Raw genomic sequence first — 15,051 nt, forward strand, 5'->3', positions numbered from 1 at the left:
CAGAACAATTATTGATTTGTACGCTGGTTCGACGCGTGCATTCTTTCTTGTGGATGAGTATTAATGGTGCCATTTGCTCGTTTAGATGCAAACTCTGCTTTTGCTCTTGGTTCGCCTTCTAATTTATTATTGTTTTGGTTTGGGAAACCACGCTCTTTATTACGCATGACATTCCTCTCCTTTTTTTAAATACTTTTATGATATAGTAAAGATACGGTAGGGAAAGGCGTTTCCCTTGTTTATAGTGTGAGTTAAATTAATGACTTTACTCATAAACAATATTGGTAACAGAGGTGGAAACTATGAACGATACGTTTGAACGCTTAACTAATTACTTATTAAGTAAAAATGATACATTATCCTATGGGCAAGCTCGCACGTGGGTAGAATTATTTTGGGAAGATTTCGAGTCCTCTTACGCAAAGGCAGGATACGAATACAAAGGAAAAGAAGCAGCGGAACAAGCTGTAAGAACGTATATTAATCATTACGGTCATCGTCTACATGATGTCGAAATTCGTAACCCAAAATTCAAGCATTTGTTAAATCAAGATGATCATTTGAAGCATTAACGTGTTCAGTAATCATGAAACATCCCTTGCCTATTCAATAGGCAAGGGATGTTTTTTTCAATAATGGCTCTTAATTAGGAAGGTAATCAAGCTTTTTACGCAGCTTTTTCTCACTGAAAATCCAGCCTGTGTATGAACAAATAATGTTTAAATCATAATCAAGTTGTACAACCGCAACAAATGGATAATAGTCCTTGCTTCGATAACGAAGATCGATAAATCGTACCTCGATATGATCGTTATACTCCTCAATCTCCCACCGGTACACAGGGGAGAAAGATAAGAACGCAGACAAGTTTTTGTCCTTCTTTGCCGCAGCAATAACATCTGAATCGGGAACGGGTACCCGGTCAAATGAATCAAATGTGACCACTTCTTTGTTGATGGCTCTTCCGACATGAAATTTCTTCTTTGTAGTAATGGCTAAATGCCAATGATGAAGGCGCATGGTCGGAGAGATAATTAACTGCTCTACATCGGGATACTTTTTACGAACCGCATTTGCAACCTGTCTTTGTTCATAAAAGCGCCATCCATAATACAGGACAATAATCGCATAAAGCGTAATAAATGTTGGCCCAGGGCTTGTTCCAAATGCCCAGCAAGCAATGGCAATGACATGCGCAATAAAAATGAACGGATCAAACGTGTTAATGACACCAAGTGCAACCCACTTTTTTGAAAAAGGTCGTAGCGCTTGTGTTCCATATGCATTAAACACATCCACAAACACATGAATAATCACGCCTAAAAAGGTCCATAGCCATAAATGAAACAAATCTGCACCTGGGAATAAAAGAGATAAAACAAATAAAATTGGGAGAGGCCAAAGGATCACGGCAGGTATGGAATGTGTAATGCCGCGATGGTTACGAATATATTGAGCATTGTTTCGCAGCTTTAAAATCGTATCAAGGTCTGGCGCCAAAGAACCTGCAATGACACCAGCCATCACAGCAGTTGCCGTTTCTGAGCTTGAAGCTACAACAGGATCAAGCGTTGCAAGCCCACCGATGGCAATACCCATCGCAATATGTGTACCCGTATCCATAACTTCCTCCTTTTACTAAAAGATTTATCTTACTATCACAAAATTTCGGTAACCATTCGTATCACCCATATGCAGAACCGAGATAATTTGCTTCCAAAATGTTCTTGTGTGCTGAGTATGCTGTTTTCCACTTCTAGATTCGATTTTCTCTGTAGATTCATATACACTGTATATGTATAGTAATACCTCGGAGGCTATAACGTGAAACAAAGTGAAAATATTGTAAATGATTTTAACATTGAACAATTTCAGCACGATTTAATCACCTGGTTTGAGCGTGAACAACGCATTTTACCGTGGAGACAAGATCAAGACCCGTACAAAGTGTGGGTATCTGAAATTATGCTCCAGCAAACAAGGGTTGATACAGTTATCCCTTATTTTAATCGTTTTGTAGAGCATTTTCCAACCGTTGAAAGTTTGGCACATGCAGAAGAAGACAAAGTCCTAAAAGCTTGGGAAGGACTTGGTTACTACTCACGAGCACGCAACTTACAAGCAGCTGTGAAAGAAGTTCACGAGCAATACGGTGGAAAAGTGCCAAATACACCAGAAGAAATCTCAAAATTAAAAGGGGTAGGACCTTATACGACAGGCGCCATCTTAAGCATTGCTTACGGTGTACCAGAACCAGCCGTTGACGGCAATGTGATGCGCGTTATGTCGAGAATTTTATCGATTTGGGATGACATTGCCAAACCGAAAACAAGAAAGCTCTTTGAAGAGATTATTCGTCTTATTATCTCTAAAGATAACCCTTCTTACTTTAATCAAGGATTAATGGAGTTAGGAGCAACGGTTTGTACGCCTACTTCTCCTTCTTGTTTATTATGTCCCGTTCGCGAGCATTGTCGTGCATTCGAACAAGGAGTTCAAGCAGAACTACCTATCAAATCAAAGAAAAAGCCACCAAAACCAAAACAAATGGCTGCTGTTGTGTTAACGAACGAAAAAGGGGAAGTGCTCATTCATAAACGTCCGAACAAGGGGCTGTTAGCAAACTTGTGGGAATTTCCGAACGTAGAAGTGGATTTAAGTATTGGCTCTGACAAAGATCAGCTAAAAGCGTTCTTATGGACAGATTACCGTACAAATGCCACCTTACATCAGCAATTTGCAACGATTCAACACGTGTTTTCTCATCTTGTGTGGAACATTGCTGTTTATGAAGGATCCATTGCAGATGACATAAGTGAAAGTGATACACGAAAGCTGGTGTCTATCGATGAGTTAGAGAACTATGCGTTCCCTGTATCACATCAAAATATTTTAAAAGAGTATCGTTTACGTTAAGTGACGACTTAAAGTAGGAAGACCCGTGAAATCAATTTTTTTCACGGGTCTTTTTACAGTAACTAGATTAGTCGTACGTGATGTGAGTACCGTGTGTGTAATCTGCTTCTTGGCGCTTTAATCCACCTCGAGTTTCAATTTCTTTCATGATTTCACGGTGAATCGTCTGACCTTCTGTATTTAAATAAGGCATAATTTGCTGCAAAGAATGGTGAAAATAGGCAAGCTCACTGTCTTTCCAATCATGCTTTGACATCATCGTCAATTCCGTCATGTCTCGTCCTACATACATAAATAACTCTCCCATCTTTTACGTTTTAATTTTAAACGAAGGGTTCGTTGTATCGAACATCCTCTTGCCAGTGATGAACAGGAAGCGAATGTTGAAGTCTGTCTGAAGTACAGGTATTTGTTCCAACACACGTACTTCATTTTATTTTTAGAAGAAAGCTTGCCAGCTATACTAGAAAATCAGTACAATAAAAATGAGAGTAAATATTAGTATCAGGTACTATAAGGGAGCTGAAAGTATGTCACAAAAAGTGGCACTTGTAACAGGAAGTAGCCGAGGAATTGGAAAAGAAATCGCAATTCGTTTAGCAAAAGAAGGATATAACATTGTGTTAAACTATGCGCGCAGTAAAACAGCTGCATTAGAAGTAGCTGAACAAATCAAAGAAATCGGTCGAGAAGTTCTTGTTGTAAAAGCGAACGTAGGAAAAGTTGATAAAATTACCGAGATGTTTACGCAAATTGATGAGCGTTTTGGACGATTAGATGTATTCATTAGCAATGCAGCTTCAGGTGTGTTGCGTCCGATTATGGAGCTAGAAGAAACGCACTGGGATTGGACAATGGATATTAATAGTAAAGGGTATTTATTTTGTGCGCAAGAAGCAGCAAAGCGCATGGAGAAAGTCGGTGGCGGGAAAATCGTCACGATTAGTTCACTTGGTTCGATTCGTTATTTAGAAAACTACACAACAGTCGGAGTGTCAAAAGCAGCTGTTGAAGCATTAACACGTTACTTAGCAGTGGAGCTTGCACCAAAGAATATCGTCGTAAATGCTGTATCAGGTGGAGCAATCGATACCGATGCGCTGAAGCATTTTCCAAATCGTGAAGAGCTTTTAGAGGATGCAAGACGTCAAACGCCTGCAGGGCGCATGGTTGAGCCAATGGATATGGTTAACACAGTGATGTTTTTAGTATCCGATGAAGCCAGTATGATTCGTGGGCAGACGTTAATTGTCGATGGTGGTCGTTCGTTGTTGATGTAAAAGCTTTGAAAAAAAGTTGAAAAAAGTTTGGATATTTTTTTCACTTCCAGGACAGATTAATTTCGTGGAGGTGATTACAATGGCAAACAAAAATCAACCTAATCAACAAAAGACTGCATCTGGAACTAGCATCCAGCATGTAAAACAACAAAACGCTCAAGCTAACCAACAATATGGTGCTGAGTTCGCGAGCGAAACAAGCGCACAACACGTGAAGCAACAAAACGCTCAAGCTCAAGCTAAGCAAAACCAAGCTTCAAGCAAAAACCAATAATGGTTGAGGGTACTCCTAAAACGATGGAGTGCCCTTTTTCATGGCAACCGACAAAACTTCTCGTAAGTCTACAGATGTCGTCAAAGGAATCATCATACATAAAGCGAATGTTAACAAAGAAATCAATTGTAGATAATAGAAAGATTTAAATAGGAACAAAGAGGCAAACAAGGAGGCTTATATAAAATGGAAGAATTCGATCAACTCGTCAGCGAACAGTTAGAAACGATGGATCAGTTGTTGTTTTTACAATCAGAAATCGAGCGTTGTCAACAGGTTGAAGTCGAACTTGCGAAGCTACAGCATGAAACAACCCTTGCTTCACTACGAGAAGAAATTACCACGATGAAAAAACAATTAAGAGAAATTCAACAAACGTTTGAACGACAAACAGAAGCCATTATTCAGTCTTATCAAAAATCGGCTCAACTTACGCCCTAATTCAATCTTATGTATGAACAAAATCGTCTTATAGTTTCTAAGGAAAAAGAGAATTTTCCTCGAAACTATAGACGAATTTTTTTACTCTAAAAAGGAAAGATTTAGCTTTAAAATGCAAATAAATTACAAGGGTAACCGACTGCTTTTGTTTTAAATTAGGACGTAAACCGTTATAATAAGAAGAAGTGAACCTTTATTGTCCGAAAGTAAATGTATAAATAAAGAGCGGCGTGTGAGTCGTCTTCGTTTTCTATTAATTTGAGCGGAATAAAATTAACGCATTATTTCGGTATAAAAAGTGGTGAGAAGAGCCACGACTTGAGCAGGATAAATATAAGAACATGGAGGTACATTATACGTAATGTCGACGTGTTAGATGAAAGTAGGGGAGTAAAAATGGGCGTTCCCATTGAAGGAGAGACAATTCAAATACATAGCTATAAACATGACGGTCATATCCATCGTATTTGGGATAGCACAAAGGTTCTAAAAGCAACAAACAGTCTAGTAATTGGCGGAAATGATCGGACCATTGTTACGGAATCGGACGGACGAACGTGGTTAACAAGAGAGCCAGCCATCTGTTATTTTCATTCGCAGTATTGGTTTAACATTATCGGAATGCTTCGGGAAGATGGAATCTATTACTACTGCAACATTAGTTCACCGTTTATTTATGATGATGAAGCGTTAAAATACATTGATTATGATCTAGACATCAAAGTATTTCCAGACATGACCTATATTTTATTAGACGAAGATGAATATGAAAAGCACCGCCAACAAATGAACTATCCAACTGTAATTGATCGAATTTTACATAACAATGTTGAGCATTTAAAAAATTGGATACGTCAGCGAAAAGGACCGTTTGCACCTGATTTTATTGATATGTGGTATGAGCGATATTTAACGTATCGCCAGCCGTAACAGTATGCCTTGTCTATAAGTCCATTCAAGTAAATGGATCGGTAGGCAAGGTGTTTTGTTGAGAACATGTTGTGTAGGCATTGATGATTTATGAGGTCATGAGTGAACAATTAATAGAAGTAAAGAAGTTTGCAAAAAATAAAGAGACAACCCTTATAGAAACAAAGGGGGAGATGTTTTGGGGGTTATTAAACGCTATTTACAATTTGTAAAGCCATACAGGTGGCAAATTGCTGGCACAATTTCAATTGGATTAATTAAATTTGGGATTCCTTTATTAATTCCGTTGCTTTTAAAATACGTGGTGGATGATATCATTGGGGCAACTACGCTATCCATTGATGAAAAAACAAATGAACTTTTTACCATTATGGGTATTTTTCTTTTTGTGTTTATCGTGTTGCGACCACCAATTGAATATTATCGACAATACTACGCTCAGTGGGTTGGAAGCCGTGTCTTGTATGATATTCGCAATCATTTATTTGATCACATTCAACGGCTCGGTTTAAAGTATTATGCCAATACACGAGCAGGTGAAATCATTTCACGTGTCATTAATGACGTGGAACAAACGAAAAACTTTGTTATTACCGGCTTAATGAATGTATGGCTAGATATGGCGACGATTGTCATTGCAGCTATTATTATGTTTACAATGGATGTTCCGCTTACGCTTGTGTCGCTCGTTCTGTTTCCTTTATATGCGTTAGCAGTTAAGCACTTTTACAGCAAGCTGCGACACTTAACACGAGTGCGTTCACAAGCTTTGGCTGAAGTACAAGGGCACTTGCATGAGCGTGTTCAAGGTATCTCGGTGATTCGAAGCTTTGCGATTGAAGATCATGAACAAGTACAATTCGATAAGCAAAATCGAAACTTTTTACAAAAAGCCATTGATCATACAAGCTGGAATGCCAAAACCTTTGCCATTGTTAACACGATTACAGACGTAGCACCTTTACTAGTGATTTTGTACGCAGGGTATCAAGTCGTACAAGAAAATTTAACAGTGGGAACGATGATTGCCTTTGTTGGGTATATTGAACGTTTATATAACCCGTTACGTCGACTAATTAATTCATCCACTACCTTAACGCAAGCCATCGCCTCAATGGATCGTGTGTTTGAATTTATAGATGAACCATATGACATTGTAGATAAAAAAGGTGCAATTGAATGTGAGAGCGTACAAGGGAATATTTCGTTTGATGATGTATCATTTGCATACGATGAGCAAGAAGAGCCAGTTTTAAAACATGTCAACCTCGATATAAAGAGAGGACAATCCGTTGCCTTTGTTGGAATGAGTGGAGGAGGAAAATCGACACTTATCAGCTTAATTCCTCGTTTTTATGATGTGACAGAAGGTAGCTTGCTTATTGATAACGTGAACATTAAAGATTATGACGTGAGAAGCTTACGAAATCAAATAGGCATTGTGCTTCAAGACACGGTGTTATTTAGTGATTCCATTCTTGAAAATATTTTATTAGGAAAGCCAGGAGCAACAAAAGAAGAAGTCATTGAAGCGGCAAAAGCGGCAAACGCACATGACTTTATTATGAAATTTCCCGAAGGATATGACACCAAAGTGGGCGAACGAGGTGTAAAACTTTCAGGTGGACAAAAACAACGAATCTCAATTGCTCGCGTATTTTTGAAAAATCCACCCATTTTAATTTTTGATGAAGCAACATCTGCTTTAGATTTAGAAAGTGAACACTTTATTCAAGAGGCACTTGAAAAACTTGCAAAAGACCGTACAACGTTTATTGTTGCTCACAGACTATCAACGATTACTCACGTCGATAAAATTGTTCATATTGAGCATGGTGAAGTCGTGGAAATTGGTACACACGAAGAGCTTATGAAGCAAAAAGGCCATTATTATGATTTATTTAGTGTACAGCAATTAGATACGTTAAATTAAGAAGATGACACATCGAAAAAACAAATTTCGATGTGTCATCTTCTTTTTTCGCCAAATTTTTCTTTTCTTTTTATAAAAATGTATGTATAATCATAAAATGTAAAATATTCTAAAAATTAAAAAATATACAGCTGAATAGGAAGTGAAAACATGACAACAAAAAAAGTACTAGACGTAGTAGGGTTAAAAACTTCTTTTTTCACAGACGATGGAGAAGTACCAGCTGTAGATCATGTTGATTTTCACATTCATGAAGGAGAAATAGTCGGAATCGTTGGAGAGTCAGGCTGTGGAAAAAGTGTCACCTCGCTATCTATCATGAAGCTCATTCCGTCACCGCCAGGGAAAATCACATCAGGTCACATTTATTTTAATGGAGAAGACTTAGTACAAGCATCCGAAAAGCGTATGCGAGAAGTAAGAGGGAATGACGTAGCAATGATTTTCCAAGAGCCAATGACGTCATTGAATCCACTCTTTACAATCGGTAACCAGCTAATGGAAGCGGTTCGTATACATAGAAAATGGAGTAAAAAAGAAGCAAAAGAGCATGTGATTAAAATGCTTAAGCTCGTTGGATTGCCTCGTGCAGAAGAGCTGATTCACGATTATCCTCATCAGCTTTCAGGTGGAATGAGGCAGCGTGTCATGATTGCGATGGCACTTTTATGTGATCCAAAGCTCTTAATTGCAGATGAGCCAACGACCGCTCTTGACGTAACGATTCAAGCGCAAATTTTACAACTAATGAAAGAGTTAAATCAGAAGTTAAATACAGCTATTATGCTGATTACGCATGATTTAGGGGTCGTAGCGGAAGTATGTGATCGAATTGTTGTGATGTACGCAGGTAAAGTTGTAGAAGAAACAAGCGTAAAAGCGCTGTTTCAGCAACCGAAACATCCTTATACAATGGGATTGATTAAATCAGTGCCAGATAAGCGTGAAAAGAAAGATCGACTTTATTCGATTCCAGGGAATGTTCCAAAGCCAGGATCTATCAAGACAGGCTGTCGATTCGCTGCAAGATGTGAATTTGTGACAGAGCGATGTTTGAGCGAAGATCCTCAACTCTATCATGTAAACGACGAACATAAGGTGCGCTGTTTCTTACATGAAGAAGGGGAGGTTAACATCAATGACCGAGTTGTTACTACAAGTTGAGGGGTTAAAGAAACACTTTCCGATTACAGGTGGCGTTTTTAGTAAACAAGTAGGAGAAGTAAAAGCCGTTGATGGCCTCTCATTTTCCGTAAAAAAAGGGGAAACACTAGGGATTGTAGGCGAGAGCGGTTGTGGAAAGTCAACGACAGGTCGACTGCTTCTTCAGCTTATTGAGCCAACAGAAGGAAAAGTCGTATTTGAAGATAAAGATGTAACGAGTTTATCAAATCAAGAGATTCGTAAATTGCGAAGAGAAATGCAAATGGTGTTCCAAGATCCGTTTGCCTCGCTGAATCCACGACATACGGTGGAGAAAATTTTAGAAGAACCGCTTATCGTTCATGGAATTGGCACGAAAGAAGAGCGAAAGAAAAAAGTGAGAGAAATTTTAGAAGTGGTTGGGTTAAGCAGTTACCATGCGAAGCGCTATCCTCACCAGTTTAGTGGAGGACAACGTCAGCGAATTGGAATTGCTCGCGCGTTAATGACCAAGCCTAAGCTCATCATAGCGGATGAGCCTGTCTCCGCGCTTGATGTGTCCATTCAATCGCAGGTGTTGAACCTACTTGAAGACTTACAAAATGAGTTTCAACTAACCTATATTTTTATTTCTCATGATTTAGGGGTTGTTCGGCATATAAGTGATAGGGTGGGTGTCATGTACTTAGGCCATATGGTAGAGTTAGCCGATAGTGAAGCGCTTTATCAAAAGCCATTGCACCCATACACAGAAGCACTTTTATCAGCCGTACCCGTACCAGATCCTGATTTCAAACGCGAGCAAATTGTCTTGCAAGGAGATCTTCCTAGTCCATCGAATCCACCAGCAGGGTGTCCATTTCACTCTCGTTGTGGCAAATGCATGGATATATGTAAAACAACCAGACCACAATTTAAAGAAGTTGAAGCCGGTCATTATGTTGCATGTCATCTCTACGAATAAAAGACTGAATGTTTAGATGATACGCAACATTTATGATATAGACAAAAACTAGAGGGGGTAATACAGATGAAGAAAAAGTGGTATGTATCAATGCTTGCGCTTGTTTTAGCGATTTCGCTAGCGCTAGTAGGCTGCGGAAAGTCATCAGAAGAAACAGGCACGAAGGATTCCGGTGGTAGTGCTGGAGGAAGCGGTGATAAAGAAACAACGCTCATCTTTGGGCGTGGTGGAGACGCAGTATCATTAGACCCTGCAACAGCAACCGACGGTGAGTCATTTAAAGTTACACAAAACATTTTTGATACACTGATTTCATTTGGTGAGCAAAGCACAGACTTAGAGCCAGGTTTAGCAACAGAATGGAATGCGTCTGAAGATGGTTTAACGTATACATTAAAGCTTCGTGAAGGTGTCAAGTTCCATGACGGAACAGATTTTAACGCAGAGGCAGTTGTTGCGAACTTTAAACGCTGGCAAAGTGGAGACAAAGAGCAATACTATTACTACAACTCTCAATTTGGCGACATTATTACAGAAGTAAAAGCAGAAGATCCAACAACGGTTGTGTTCACATTAAGCCGTCCGTTAGCTCCTTTCTTTAAAAACTTAGCAATGTCACCATTTGCGATTTCATCTCCAGCTGCATTTGAGCAACACGGAGATAAATACAATGAAAATCCAGTTGGGACAGGTCCATTTAAATTTAAAGAGTGGAAACGTAACGACCGTATCACGATTGAAAAGAACGCAGAGTACTGGATGGAAGGTGAGCCGAAGTTAGAGCAAGTTATCTTCACGGTTATTCCTGAAAACTCAGCTCGTTTAAATGCTTTACAAACAGGTGAAGTAGATTTAATTGACGGTGTAAACTTCAGTGACGTTCCATCAATCGATGGCAACGATAGCTTACAAACGTTCTTCCGTCCATCATTAAACATTGCATACTTAGGTTTAACATCAACAAGAGGTCCATTAAAAGACAAATTAGTTCGTCAAGCATTAAACCATGCAGTTGATAAGCAGGCGTTATTAGATGCATTCTATGCAGGTGAAGGTACACCAGCGAAAAACCCAATGCCAGAAGTGGTAGAAGGCTATAACGCTGCAATTGAAGACTATCCGTTTGATTTAGAAAAAGCAAAAGCATTACTTGCTGAGGCAGGCTATGCAGATGGATTCGAAATGGAACTATGGGCAATGCCAGTTGCACGTCCATACATGCCAGATGGTCAAAAAGTAGCAGAAGCACTACAAGCTAACTTTGAGAAAATCGGCGTGAAAGCGAAAATCGTCACATATGAGTGGGCAACATATTTAGACAAAGCAAGAGCAGGAGAAGCTGATTCATTCTTACTTGGTTGGACAGGTGATAATGGCGACGCTGATAACTTCTTATATGTATTACTAGACAAAGATTCAATTGGAAGCAACAACTACTCGTATTATTCAAATGATGAGGTTCATAACCTTTTAATTGAAGCACAATCAACAGTTGATCAAGCGAAGCGTAATGAACTTTATGCTCGTGCACAAGAAATCATTAAAGATGATGCACCTTGGATTCCACTTGTACACTCAACACCAGCTTTAGCAGGTAAAGCGAACTTAAAAGGGTTCAAGCCACATCCAACTGGTTCTGACAAATTAACAGGCGTTGAATTCGAATAAAAATAAAAGCGAGAAGCGAGAGTAAGTGTCAAACGAAGCAAAGCTTGACACCATCGATAACAACCTTTGCCTTTTTAACAGTAGGAAAAGGGGCAAGAGGTTCTATGTAACCACTTTCTCTCTTCATTTTTAATAACGTAAGGAAGCTTTCTTGCGTGTGAAATCGCCCAATGCCCCATATACATGGTGATCAGCCATTTATGTCGTGGCAAAGGGCGATTTCGCATATTTTGTGATGATGAAACGAAGTAAAGCGTAAAAGTCATTTGATGCCATAGCGAATCTGATTAAATCGTACTAAAACATGAAAGAAGTGATTATTATGGGTTCTTACATCATACGTCGTGTCCTTATGCTTGTCCCGGTTTTACTAGGTCTGTCACTCGTTGTCTTTTTCATGATTCGTGCCATCCCTGGTAATCCAGCTCAAGTTATTTTAGGACAGCTTGCTACAAAAGATGCGATTGAAACGTTAACGAAAGAATTAGGACTAGATCAACCGTGGTATGTGCAATATTTTAATTACTTAGGTGGCTTATTAACAGGTGATTTAGGTGAGTCATTACGAACAAAAACACCAATCAGTGAAGAAATTTGGCCGTATTTAGCAGCGACAATTGAATTGTCTGTTGTCGCCTTACTAATTGCCGTTGTCATTGGGGTTAATGCCGGTATCATTAGCGCTTGGTTTCAAAACTCATGGTTTGATTACATCGCGATGTTACTTGCATTAATCGGAGTGTCAATGCCAATCTTCTGGTTAGGTTTAATGGAACAGTGGATTTTTGCGATTCAGTTTGATCTTCTTCCAACAGCAGGCCGAGAAGAAGTTCGAAATCCAGTAGAAGCCATTACACATCTTTATATTATTGATACGATCCTTCAAGGAAGAATGGATCAACTAGGCGAAGTCGTTCAGCATTTAATTTTACCAAGCTTTGCATTAGCAACCATTCCAATGGCGATTATCGCACGTATTACACGTTCTAGTATGTTAGAAGTGATGCGTTCTGATTACATTCGTACAGCGCGTGCAAAAGGGTTACGCATGTTTTGGGTGGTGTACAAGCACTCCTTAAAAAATGCGGTTATTCCAATCATCACAATCATTGGTCTTCAGTTAGGGTTATTACTTGGAGGAGCCATTTTAACGGAAACCATTTTCAGCTGGCCTGGAGTTGGCCGTTATATTTACGAAGCAATTGGGTTCCGTGATTATCCTGTTATCCAATCCGGCATTTTAATTATTGCGGTTATCTTTGTACTTATTAACTTAATCGTCGATCTTTTATATGCAGCAGTTGATCCGCGAATTAAGTATAACTAGACGGACAGAGGAGGAACAATCGTGGCAGAATTAGCAAAAAATAACCTAGATGTCAAACCACCAATAAACGAAGAAGTGGCCATTTCTCCCTGGAAAGAAGCGTGGAGGGGGTTTCGTAAAAATAAATTAGCACTTGTTGGAGCGGGGATTGTATTGCTTTTTATCATTCTAGCAATTTGTGCACCACTTATCGCACCACAAGGCATTAACGAGCAAGATCTCTCAAAGCGACTTCAAGCACCGTCGAGTGAGCACTGGTTCGGAACGGACGACTTTGGACGCGACATCTTTTCACGTGTTTTATATGGAGCAAGAATCTCTCTATGGGTGGGCTTCTTTGCTGTATTAGGTTCAGTAGCTGTAGGAAGTGTACTAGGAATTGTTGCAGGTTACTACGGACGCTGGGTCGATACGATTATCTCTCGTGTCTTTGATATTATGCTTGCATTCCCTAGTATTCTATTAGCAATTGGAATCGTGGCGGTATTAGGACCTTCCTTACAGAATGCACTCATTGCGATTGCGATTATCAACATCCCGAACTTTGGGCGTCTCATTCGCTCCAAAGTATTGAGTGTAAAAGAAGAAGAGTATATTATGGCGGCAAAAGCAGTAGGAATGGGAGATGCTCGTATTTTATTTCATCACATCTTACCAAATAGTATGACGCCAATTATTGTTCAAGGAACACTAGCAATTGCCACCGCTATCATTGAAGCCGCTGCATTAGGCTTCCTTGGTTTAGGCGCACAAGCACCAAATCCAGAGTGGGGGAAAATGCTTGCAGACTCAAAAGCATTCTTAATTCAAGCACCGTGGACTATGATCTTCCCAGGTCTTGCGATTATGTTGACAGTATTAGGGTTCAACTTAATGGGAGACGGCTTGCGTGATGCACTCGATCCTCGAATGAAAAGCTAATCAAAGCATCATTCATAAAGATAGCGCCGTACTCAGTAGAGTACGGCGCTATTTTTATTCAATCTCATGCTGTTCTTGAATATCAAATTCGTTATCTTCTTTATGATAATTATGAAAGCTATCAATTAACTTATCAAGGTGCTCTAGCTCTTCGCTATATTCAATGATCGAAGAGACGAGAGGGAACAGGTGATAGAGTATTTTGTTTTGTTCTTCATCTTCGTATAATTTATAGTTCATAAAAGCATCAATTAAGGCACGTCTTCCTAGGCATACTTCATTTGTAATGAGTGTAGCTGGATTTGCTTTGATTTTCCCAACAAATTTCAGCATGACTTGTTCATGATACGATAATAGACACTCCAGTTCAGAATTGAGTAGCTCTTGAAACGATGGATTTGTATGATGAATGTCGTTTTCAAGTCGATGTAATAATTTTAACGTGACAAGTGCACGGCTTGTTGTCAGAATAAGCTGTCTAAATAACACAAGTTTACGTGATTTTACATATCGTTTCTTTTTAGAATGCGTACGCTCTTCTTTATAGAAACTATACAATAACTCCATCCTTGATACTTTTTCTTTAATCTTCTCAATATCTTCTTTTAATAACGTATGCTCTGATGCATGACGAATACTCATACGAATCCACTTAATAATCTCTTCCGTTGTACTCACGACTTTATAGTACAACTTTGTTTCATATTTAGGTGGGAGAAAAATTAAATTAACAATAAATGCAGCAAGGACACCAAGAATAATCGTACCAAAACGAATGAACGCAAATTGGACAAAGTCTGCTCCTGGGTTTTCCATAATGGCAATCACGGTTACGAGTGCTAGACCAATTGTGTTTTCAATGCGTAGCTTTAAATTAATCGCAATGACAATGACTGCGGTAAGGCCGATAATAAAAGGGTGATTTCCAAAAATTAGGCCGAACACAACCGCTAAGAATGCACCAATCAAATTTGCTTGAATTTGCTCTAGAATTGATAAATAAGACCTGTAAATGGAAGGTTGAATTGCAAATACAGCGGCAATGGCAGCAAAGATTGGAGACGGCAATTGTAAAAGCTCTGCTAACAACAATGAAAGGGTAATGGCAATTCCCGTTTTTAAAATGCGGGCACCAAGTTTCATGCTCTTTTATAATTCCTTTCTGTAAATAGAGTTTAGTTAATTATTATCCTATTTAAAATAAAGTAAACAATAACATACTATACAAGGTTTAGTGTATCATATCAAGTCTAT

At 39.0% G+C, this 15,051-nt stretch carries 16 protein-coding genes; 12 read left to right on the top strand and 4 right to left on the bottom strand.

Annotated elements, in window-relative coordinates; genetic code table 11:
• Window positions 1-8: 8 nt before the first annotated feature.
• Window positions 9-167 (bottom strand): small, acid-soluble spore protein K, encoded by a 159-nt coding sequence (locus tag JOC83_RS16185; protein ID WP_205188419.1) that lies wholly within the window; start codon window positions 165-167, stop codon window positions 9-11.
• Between the two features lie 135 nt (window positions 168-302).
• Here JOC83_RS16185 and JOC83_RS16190 point away from each other — a divergent pair, with 135 nt between their 5' ends.
• The gene (locus tag JOC83_RS16190) at window positions 303-572 is read left to right on the top strand and encodes a YfhJ family protein (protein ID WP_205188420.1); all 270 of its coding nucleotides are present in this window, start codon (window positions 303-305) and stop codon (window positions 570-572) included.
• A 70-nt stretch (window positions 573-642) separates the two neighbouring features.
• Here JOC83_RS16190 and JOC83_RS16195 read toward each other — a convergent pair whose 3' ends face one another.
• Window positions 643-1,623 (bottom strand): metal-dependent hydrolase, encoded by a 981-nt coding sequence (locus JOC83_RS16195; RefSeq protein WP_205188421.1) that lies wholly within the window; start codon window positions 1,621-1,623, stop codon window positions 643-645.
• A 201-nt stretch (window positions 1,624-1,824) separates the two neighbouring features.
• Between JOC83_RS16195 and mutY the strand changes: the two genes are divergently transcribed.
• Entirely contained in the window at window positions 1,825-2,916 is a 1,092-nt protein-coding gene (mutY, locus tag JOC83_RS16200; protein WP_205188422.1) for an A/G-specific adenine glycosylase, read from the top strand.
• A 67-nt stretch (window positions 2,917-2,983) separates the two neighbouring features.
• Here mutY and JOC83_RS16205 read toward each other — a convergent pair whose 3' ends face one another.
• Complete coding sequence (locus JOC83_RS16205) at window positions 2,984-3,208, bottom strand: hypothetical protein (protein WP_205188423.1); 225 nt, start codon at window positions 3,206-3,208, stop codon at window positions 2,984-2,986.
• Window positions 3,209-3,446: 238 nt separating this feature from the next.
• On the opposite strand from JOC83_RS16205, the gene fabL reads away from it, so the two are divergent.
• The 10 genes from fabL (at window position 3,447) to nikC (ending at window position 13,797) form a co-directional block, all read left to right on the top strand.
• On the top strand, window positions 3,447-4,196 hold the full coding sequence (fabL, locus tag JOC83_RS16210; RefSeq protein WP_205188424.1) for an enoyl-[acyl-carrier-protein] reductase FabL: 750 nt from the start codon (window positions 3,447-3,449) through the stop codon (window positions 4,194-4,196).
• A gap of 79 nt (window positions 4,197-4,275) precedes the next feature.
• On the top strand, window positions 4,276-4,470 hold the full coding sequence (locus JOC83_RS16215) for a gamma-type small acid-soluble spore protein (protein ID WP_205188425.1): 195 nt from the start codon (window positions 4,276-4,278) through the stop codon (window positions 4,468-4,470).
• 186 nt (window positions 4,471-4,656) lie between these two features.
• Window positions 4,657-4,911, top strand: coding sequence for a YgaB family protein (locus JOC83_RS16220; protein WP_205188426.1), 255 nt, complete (start codon window positions 4,657-4,659; stop codon window positions 4,909-4,911).
• Window positions 4,912-5,307: 396 nt separating this feature from the next.
• Complete coding sequence (ntdP, locus tag JOC83_RS16225; RefSeq protein WP_205188427.1) at window positions 5,308-5,841, top strand: nucleoside tri-diphosphate phosphatase; 534 nt, start codon at window positions 5,308-5,310, stop codon at window positions 5,839-5,841.
• Between the two features lie 178 nt (window positions 5,842-6,019).
• Entirely contained in the window at window positions 6,020-7,774 is a 1,755-nt protein-coding gene (locus JOC83_RS16230) for an ABC transporter ATP-binding protein (RefSeq protein ID WP_205188428.1), read from the top strand.
• A 150-nt stretch (window positions 7,775-7,924) separates the two neighbouring features.
• Window positions 7,925-8,938 (top strand): ABC transporter ATP-binding protein, encoded by a 1,014-nt coding sequence (locus JOC83_RS16235; protein ID WP_205188429.1) that lies wholly within the window; start codon window positions 7,925-7,927, stop codon window positions 8,936-8,938.
• Window positions 8,913-9,881, top strand: a complete 969-nt coding sequence (locus JOC83_RS16240) for an ABC transporter ATP-binding protein (protein ID WP_205188430.1) — start codon at window positions 8,913-8,915, stop codon at window positions 9,879-9,881. Before JOC83_RS16235 ends, JOC83_RS16240 begins: the two co-directional genes overlap by 26 nt.
• Window positions 9,882-9,947: 66 nt before the next feature.
• Complete coding sequence (locus JOC83_RS16245; RefSeq protein ID WP_205188431.1) at window positions 9,948-11,549, top strand: ABC transporter substrate-binding protein; 1,602 nt, start codon at window positions 9,948-9,950, stop codon at window positions 11,547-11,549.
• A gap of 322 nt (window positions 11,550-11,871) precedes the next feature.
• Window positions 11,872-12,876, top strand: coding sequence for an ABC transporter permease (locus tag JOC83_RS16250; RefSeq protein WP_205188432.1), 1,005 nt, complete (start codon window positions 11,872-11,874; stop codon window positions 12,874-12,876).
• A 21-nt stretch (window positions 12,877-12,897) separates the two neighbouring features.
• Window positions 12,898-13,797, top strand: a complete 900-nt coding sequence (gene nikC, locus JOC83_RS16255; RefSeq protein ID WP_205188433.1) for a nickel transporter permease — start codon at window positions 12,898-12,900, stop codon at window positions 13,795-13,797.
• 54 nt (window positions 13,798-13,851) lie between these two features.
• On the opposite strand, the gene JOC83_RS16260 is transcribed toward nikC, so the two are convergent.
• Window positions 13,852-14,940: an aromatic acid exporter family protein gene (locus JOC83_RS16260; RefSeq protein ID WP_205188434.1), complete on the bottom strand. Its 1,089-nt coding sequence runs from the start codon at window positions 14,938-14,940 to the stop codon at window positions 13,852-13,854.
• Window positions 14,941-15,051 lie beyond the last annotated feature (111 nt).

It is taken from the genome of Priestia iocasae (genome assembly GCF_016909075.1).
Taxonomy (GTDB): domain Bacteria; phylum Bacillota; class Bacilli; order Bacillales; family Bacillaceae_H; genus Priestia; species Priestia iocasae.